This is a genomic window from Streptomyces swartbergensis, from assembly GCF_002148965.1.
In the GTDB taxonomy this organism is placed as follows: Bacteria; Actinomycetota; Actinomycetes; order Streptomycetales; family Streptomycetaceae; genus Streptomyces; species Streptomyces swartbergensis.
This window is the reverse complement of sequence record NZ_NGFN01000426.1, coordinates 1-6,706: the sequence shown is the minus strand read 5'-3', so window position 1 is coordinate 6,706 and position 6,706 is coordinate 1. Positions and strand designations below refer to the sequence as shown.

The window sequence follows — 6,706 nt, the reverse complement described above, 5'->3', positions numbered from 1 at the left end:
CTGGCACGGCGCCACACCCCGCGGCGGAACGGGCAGCGCGCCCTCGCCGCAGGGACACGAGCAGGCGGCTCTCCCCCCGGCCTCGGACCCCGCCGCCCACAGCGAGCCCACCCGGTGGGACGACCTGGTCGCCCACACCCCCGCACCCCGGCGCGGTCCGGCCACGGCGCTGGCCGCCGAGCGGGCGCGGCAGGCGCGGATGGCCGTGGTGGGGCCCGTGACGGAACGCTGGGCGCCGGAGCAGGCCGGACCCGTGCACGAGAACTGGCAGTTGGCCGCGCCGATCGGCCCCGCCACCGACCTGTGGGCGCTCGGCGCGCTGCTCTTCCGGGCCGTGCAGGGACATGCGCCCTACCCGGAGGAGTCGACGGCCGAGCTGGTGCAGATGGTGTGCGCGGAGCCGCCCGCGTACGCCGAGGAGTGCGGGCCGCTCAGGCCGGTCGTGGAGTCGCTGCTGCGTCAGGACCCGACCGAGCGCCTGGACTTCGAGGAACTGCGCGGCTGGCTGCGCTCGCTGGTGCGCTCGGCGCCCGAGCCGGAGGCCGGTGTGCACGTCGTCGCGGCCCCGCCCGTCGACGCGAGCCGGCTGCCCGTCGTACGGCGCCGCGGCGAGCTCGTGCGCAGGCGGCGGGCCGGGCTGCCCGCGCACCACGGGCGGCACAAGCGGGCCAAGAAGGACTCGCGGTCGCCGCACCGGCTCGGCCGCACCCTGCTCCTGCTCGTCCTGCTCGCGATGGCCGCGGCGGTCGCCTACGCCATGCTCTTCATGCCCAAGTCGGGGACCGACGGCGCGCAGGGCACGGACCGCACCGGTGCCGCCGGCGAGGTCAGCCAGGCGCCCGAGCCGGACGCCAGCGGCGAGCCCCGGCCCGACCGGGCGTCGCCCGAGCCGGAGAAGAGCCCGTCGACATCGGCCGGTTCCACCCAGACGCAGACCACCGGCCCCGAGGTCGCCGACGGCTTCACCCTGCGCAAGGACTCGGCGGGCTTCCAGGTCGCCGTCGCCGAGGGCTGGGACCGCACGCCGCGGAACGGCAGCGGTCAGGTCGTCTACGCCAAGGGCGACTTCGAGCTCATCGTCGTACCGGGCCGGGACAGCGCGTCGGAGTACGGCAGCGATCCGATGGCCTACCAGCGGGAGGAGGAACGCGAGTTGCAGCCCTACCGCGACTCCAGCTGGGCCACCTCCACCGGGCTGAAGACGATCGAGGTGGGCGGGCGGACCATGGCCGAGGGGCAGTTCACCTGGACCGGTGACGACGGGGGCGAGCTGTATGTGCGCAACCTCGCGATGCTGGTCGACGGGCGGTACCACGTGGTCCAGGTGCGCGGCCCGGAGTCCGAACGGGACGAGGTGACGCGGCTGTACGAGCAGGCGGCGGCGACGTACCGGGCGACGAAATGATCTTCTGACGCGACGGCCGTGCACCGGCGTTCACCTCACCGTTCCCTCCTGTCCCAGAACGCAACAACCGTCACAGTGCGGTCACCGTGGTACCCCGCTTGTTCCCTGGGAAAGGACGGGTCCTTACGCTGACCCTGTCAAGACCATTGCGGGGCAACGTGAATCAGATGCAGGGCCTGCTCGTCGCGGGCCGCTACCGGCTCGCCGACTCCATCGGCAGGGGCGGTATGGGCCGGGTGTGGCGGGCACATGATGAGGTGCTGCACCGGTCCGTCGCCATCAAGGAGCTGACGGCCGCCCTCTACGTCTCCGAGAGCGAGCAGGCCATCCTGCTGGCGCGCACCCGGGCCGAGGCCAGGGCCGCCGCGCGGATCAACCACTCCGCGGTCGTCACGGTGCACGACGTGCTGGAGCACGACGGCCGACCGTGGATCGTGATGGAGCTGGTCGAGGGCCGCTCCCTGGCCGACGCGGTCAAGGAGGAGGGGCGCGTCGAGCCGCGCGAGGCGGCCCGCATCGGCATGTGGGTGCTGCGGGCCCTGCGCGCCGCGCACGCCGCCGGGGTCCTGCACCGCGACGTCAAGCCGGGCAACGTCCTCCTCGCCCGGGACGGACGTGTTCTGCTCACCGACTTCGGCATCGCCCAGATCGAGGGCGACACGACCATCACCCGGACCGGAGAGGTCGTCGGCTCGGTCGACTACCTGGCGCCCGAGCGGGTGCGCGGCCACGACCCGGGCGCGTCCTCCGACCTGTGGGCGCTCGGCGCGACGCTCTACACGGCGGTGGAGGGCCGGTCGCCGTTCCGCCGCACCACACCCCTGACCACCATGCAGGCCGTGGTCGAGGAGGAGGCCGCCGAGCTTCAGTACGCGGGGCCGCTCGCGCCCGTCATCACCGCCCTGCTGCGCAAGGATCCGGCCACCCGGCCCGAACTCGCCGAGGCCGAACAGATGCTCGCCGAGGCGGCGGAGGGACGGCGGCCGAGCGGGGCGCAGGCGTATGTGCCGACGCAGTACGGGGGATCGTCGCCGTACCGGAACGGGCACAGCGAGTCGCCGTACCGGAACGGGCACAGCGGTACGGGCGCGTCCGGCGCGAACCCTTCCGGGACGTACCCGTCCGGCGCGGGTACGCCCGGCACCGACACGTCCCATCCGGGCACGCCCGGCACCGGCACGTCCCATCCGGGTACGGCAGGTACCGGCACGTCCCATCCGGGCGCGGCCGGTACCGGCTCCGGCCCGGGCACGGCCGGTACCGGCTCCGGATCGCACACCGGGACTCCGCTCCCGCCGCTGGCCGGGACACCGGCCACCGGGATGCCGACGGCCGGTGCCGCCCCGGCCGGCCCTCCCGCAGCGGGGGCTTTCGCCACCGGACACGGGACGACCGGTCCCACCACGGTCGGCCCGACGGCCACGGGCCCGCAGCAGGCCGGTTCGGGCCGGCGCCGCCGGCTCCGTACCCTCGCTCTCGTGGTCGCGCTCGCGGCCATCATCGGCGGAGGCACCGCGGTGGTGCTCCAGCAGTGGGAAAAGAGCCGGCAGACGTCGGGCGGCGTGTCCGGCTCGGCCGGTCCCACGACCATGGGGCAGCCCGGAGGCTCGGTTCCCGCAGGCTGGACCCGCCGCGACGACCCCGCGGGTTTCAGCCTCTACCTGCCCAAGGGCTGGAAGCGCAAGACCTTCGGCCCGCAGGGCGAGCTCCGGCAGATCGACTACACGCCCGACGGCGGCCGGCACTTCGTCCGGATCGCCGTCGACACCTCCCCGGACTTCGCCGACCCGTACGCCCACCAGCTCGACCTGGAGCAGCAGTTGCAGGATCTGGTCGACTACAAGCGGGTGAAGCTGGAGCGCAACGTCTACCGTGACCGGGACGGCGCGCTGTGGGAGTACACCTGGACCGCGCAGGCCAAGGACACCGAGTTCCCCGGGCCGCGCCGGGCCGTCGAGGAGACGTACGTCGCCCGCGACGGCACCGAGTACGCGCTCTACATGTCGGCGCCCGCGCAGGACTGGGCGAAGGCGCGCAAGCAGTTCACGTCGCTGTTGCAGGGCTGGCACGAGAAGACCCCCTGACGCGGGAGGCCCGCGACACAGGGCCGTGTGTTTCGGCCACCCGTGCGCCGCTGCCCCGGAGCCCATCCCTCCGGTGGGGCATGATTTCCGCATGGGGACCGAGGGGCACAACACGCGTGTCATCGCGGGCCGTTACCGGCTTGAGGCGAGGCTCGGGCGCGGCGGCATGGGCGTGGTCTGGCGGGCGACCGACCAGCTGCTCGGCCGGGGCGTGGCCGTCAAGGAACTCCCCTTCGACGAGTCGCTCTCCGCGGCGGAAGCGCGCCGGCAGCGGGACCGTACGCTGCGCGAGGCACGGGCGGTCGCGCAGCTGAGCCACCCGCACATCATCGTCGTCCACGACGTCGTCGAGGACGACGAACGCCCGTACATCGTCATGGAGTTGATCGAGGGCGGATCGCTCGCCGACCGTCTCGCCACCCAGGGCCCGGTCGACGCCGCCGAGGCCGCACGGATCGGTATCGCCCTGCTCGGCGCGCTGCGCGCCGCGCACGCGGCCGGGGTGCTGCACCGCGATCTCAAGCCCGACAACGTGCTGCTGGAGGACGGTACCGACCGGGTCGTCCTCACCGACTTCGGCATCGCCCAGGTCGCGGGCGCCCCCACGCTCACCGAGAACGGTTCCTTCGTCGGCTCGCCCGAGTACACCGCGCCCGAGCGGATGTCCGGGGTCCGGACCGGGCCCGAGTCCGACCTGTGGTCGCTGGGCGCGCTGCTGTGCGCGGCCCTCAGCGGCGAGTCGCCGTTCCACCGCGACTCGCTGGGCGGCGTCCTGCACGCGGTCGTCGTCGGCGACATACGCCCGCCCGCGCAGGCCGGGCCGCTCCTGCCCGTCGTACAGGGCCTGCTGGAACGCGATCCGGACCGGCGGCTGGACGCGGACCGGGCGGAGCGGATGCTGCGGGTGTTCCGTGAGACGGGCAGTACGCCGCAGGCTCCGCCGCCCGGGTACGCGCCGGCGGTGCGTGCCCCGCACGGACGGCCGCAGGACGACGCCGGTCGGCGATCGCCGGTGCCGCCGACGGACCTGCCCGGCCCGGACCAGCGGCAGGAGCAGTTGCTCCGGCAGCCCACGCGCCGGGTGCTCGTGGCCGCGCTGGCCGTCGCCGCGATGGCCGGGGCGGGTGTGTCGGCGGCGGCGCTGCTCATGGAGGACGGCGGCGGGGACGGCGGCCGCACACCGACGAGTTCCGCGCCGAAGACGCCTTCGGCCGGACCGTCCTCCCCCGGCACGCGCACTCCGAGCACTCCCGCGGCCACCGACGCCACCACGACCGCCGCCACGACCGCCGCCACCTCACCCTCGCCCTGACACGGCGGCAGCCGATGGGCCCCGTAACCGGGATGAAGAGGAGATAAGCCCCGGGTCGCGTCACGGGTCTGTGACCGGGACGCGTCCGTGCTGGATGCCGAAGCGCTTGGCGCGATAGGGATGACCTCATGAGCAACAACGGGGGAGCCCGATCCGGGGCCGACGAGCCAACGAGTTTCGCTCTGCAACCACCGAATCCACCGGCGCCGGTACCGGGCAACCCGTACGCGACGCCCACCCAGGTCGTGCCGGCCCAGTCGGCGGCAGTGGTCCAGGATCCCGGTGCCGGGCGGCTCATCGCCGGACGTTACCGGCTGATCGCCAAGCTCGGGCACGGCGGCATGGGCACGGTGTGGCGCGCCATGGACGAGACGGTGGACCGGGAGGTCGCCGTCAAGGAGCCCCGCGTCCCGGAGCATCTTCCCGAACGCGAACGTGCCAACGCCTTCGAGCGGATGCGCCGCGAGGCACGTGCCGCGGCCCGGCTCGACCACCCGGCGGTGGTCGACGTCCACGACGTCGCGGTCGTGGAGGGACAGCCGTGGATCGTGATGGAGCTCGTGCGGGGCCGTTCGCTGGGCGACGCGCTCCAGGAGGGCACCCTGTCCGCGCGCGAGGCGGCCCGGATCGGCCTGGAGGTGCTCGGCGCGCTGGAGGCCGCGCACGCGGCGGGCGTCCTGCATCGCGACGTGAAACCGGACAACGTGCTGCTCGGCCGGTACGACCGGGTCGTCCTCACCGACTTCGGCATCGCGCAGATCGAGGGCGAGACCAACCTGACCGACACCGGCGGCTTCGTCGGCTCGCCCGAGTACATCGCGCCCGAGCGGGTGCTGGGCCAGCGCCCGGGCCCGGCCAGCGACCTGTGGTCCCTGGGCGTGGTGCTGTACGCGGCGACGGAGGGCGTCTCGCCGTTCCGCCGCAGCAACACCGCCGCCACACTCCAGTCCGTCCTCAACGCCACGCCCGCGCCGCCCGCCTCCGCCCAGGGCCCGCTCGCCGAGGCCATCACGGGCCTGCTGCACAAGGATCCGGCCCGCCGCCCGGACGCCGCCCGGGTGCGAGCCCTGCTGGAGGCCGCCGCGAACCCGCCGGYGGACCGGCCGACGCAGGTCGTCCAGGTCAAGGGCGGCCAGGGCGGCGAGGGCGGCGAGGGCGGCGAGGGCGGCGAGGGCGGCGAGGGCCGAGGACTCCGGCCCGGACGCAAGGGGTGGACCGGGCTCGGTGCGGCGGTCGTCGCGGCGGCGGTGACGGCGTACCTGGTGCTCGCGAACCCGTTCGCCGGGCCGCTGCCCGAGGGCTGGAAGACACGCCATGAGCAGGACCTCGCCGCGACGCTGGCCTTCCCCGGCGCCTACCAGCGGACCGTGCCCGACCGGGAGTCGGACCAGGGGCACTGGGTCACGTACACCGACTGGAGCGGCAGCATCTGGATCAGCCTGAAGCTCGACAAGAAGGCGGAGGACACCGGCGGCGCCATCGCCGGCTCCGCTGCCGCCGAGATGTACGACGACGACAGCGCGTTCAAGGACAGCGGCAGCTACCCCCTGGACATGCCGGAGAACCCGAGGACGAACCCCAAGGACACCACGTACAGGGGCGACAAGGCCGCCGAGAACACCGTCACGTACGACACCGACGACAGCGACAACCCCCGCCCCCGCGAGCTCAGGATCTTCTACTACAAGACCTCCGGCGGCGACATGTACAAGCTCACCGTCAGCTACCCGGGCAAGGGCGACTTCACCGATCGCGGGCGGGAGGTGGCCGGCACGGCGATCGCCAACCTGGACATCGACGGGACCTGAACCGGTGTCCGGCCACTGACTCGCGTCGACAAGCGGCCGCCCCGCGGGGTACTGATGGGGCATGAGCAACGACGGGGGCGGGACGGGCGCCCAGAGC

The 6,706-nt window shown here is 73.9% G+C and carries 4 protein-coding genes; all 4 read left to right on the top strand.

The window, feature by feature from the left end:
* Positions 1-1,405 (top strand): serine/threonine-protein kinase (locus CA983_RS38805; protein ID WP_483027227.1); only part of this gene is annotated, 1,405 nt, incomplete at its 5' end.
* A 167-nt stretch (positions 1,406-1,572) separates the two neighbouring features.
* The gene (locus CA983_RS38800; protein ID WP_086605404.1) at positions 1,573-3,489 is read left to right on the top strand and encodes a protein kinase domain-containing protein; all 1,917 of its coding nucleotides are present in this window, start codon (positions 1,573-1,575) and stop codon (positions 3,487-3,489) included.
* Positions 3,490-3,580: 91 nt separating this feature from the next.
* Complete coding sequence (locus CA983_RS38795; protein ID WP_086605403.1) at positions 3,581-4,801, top strand: serine/threonine-protein kinase; 1,221 nt, start codon at positions 3,581-3,583, stop codon at positions 4,799-4,801.
* A gap of 128 nt (positions 4,802-4,929) precedes the next feature.
* Entirely contained in the window at positions 4,930-6,609 is a 1,680-nt protein-coding gene (locus tag CA983_RS38790; RefSeq protein WP_086605402.1) for a serine/threonine-protein kinase, read from the top strand.
* Positions 6,610-6,706: the final 97 nt, after the last annotated feature.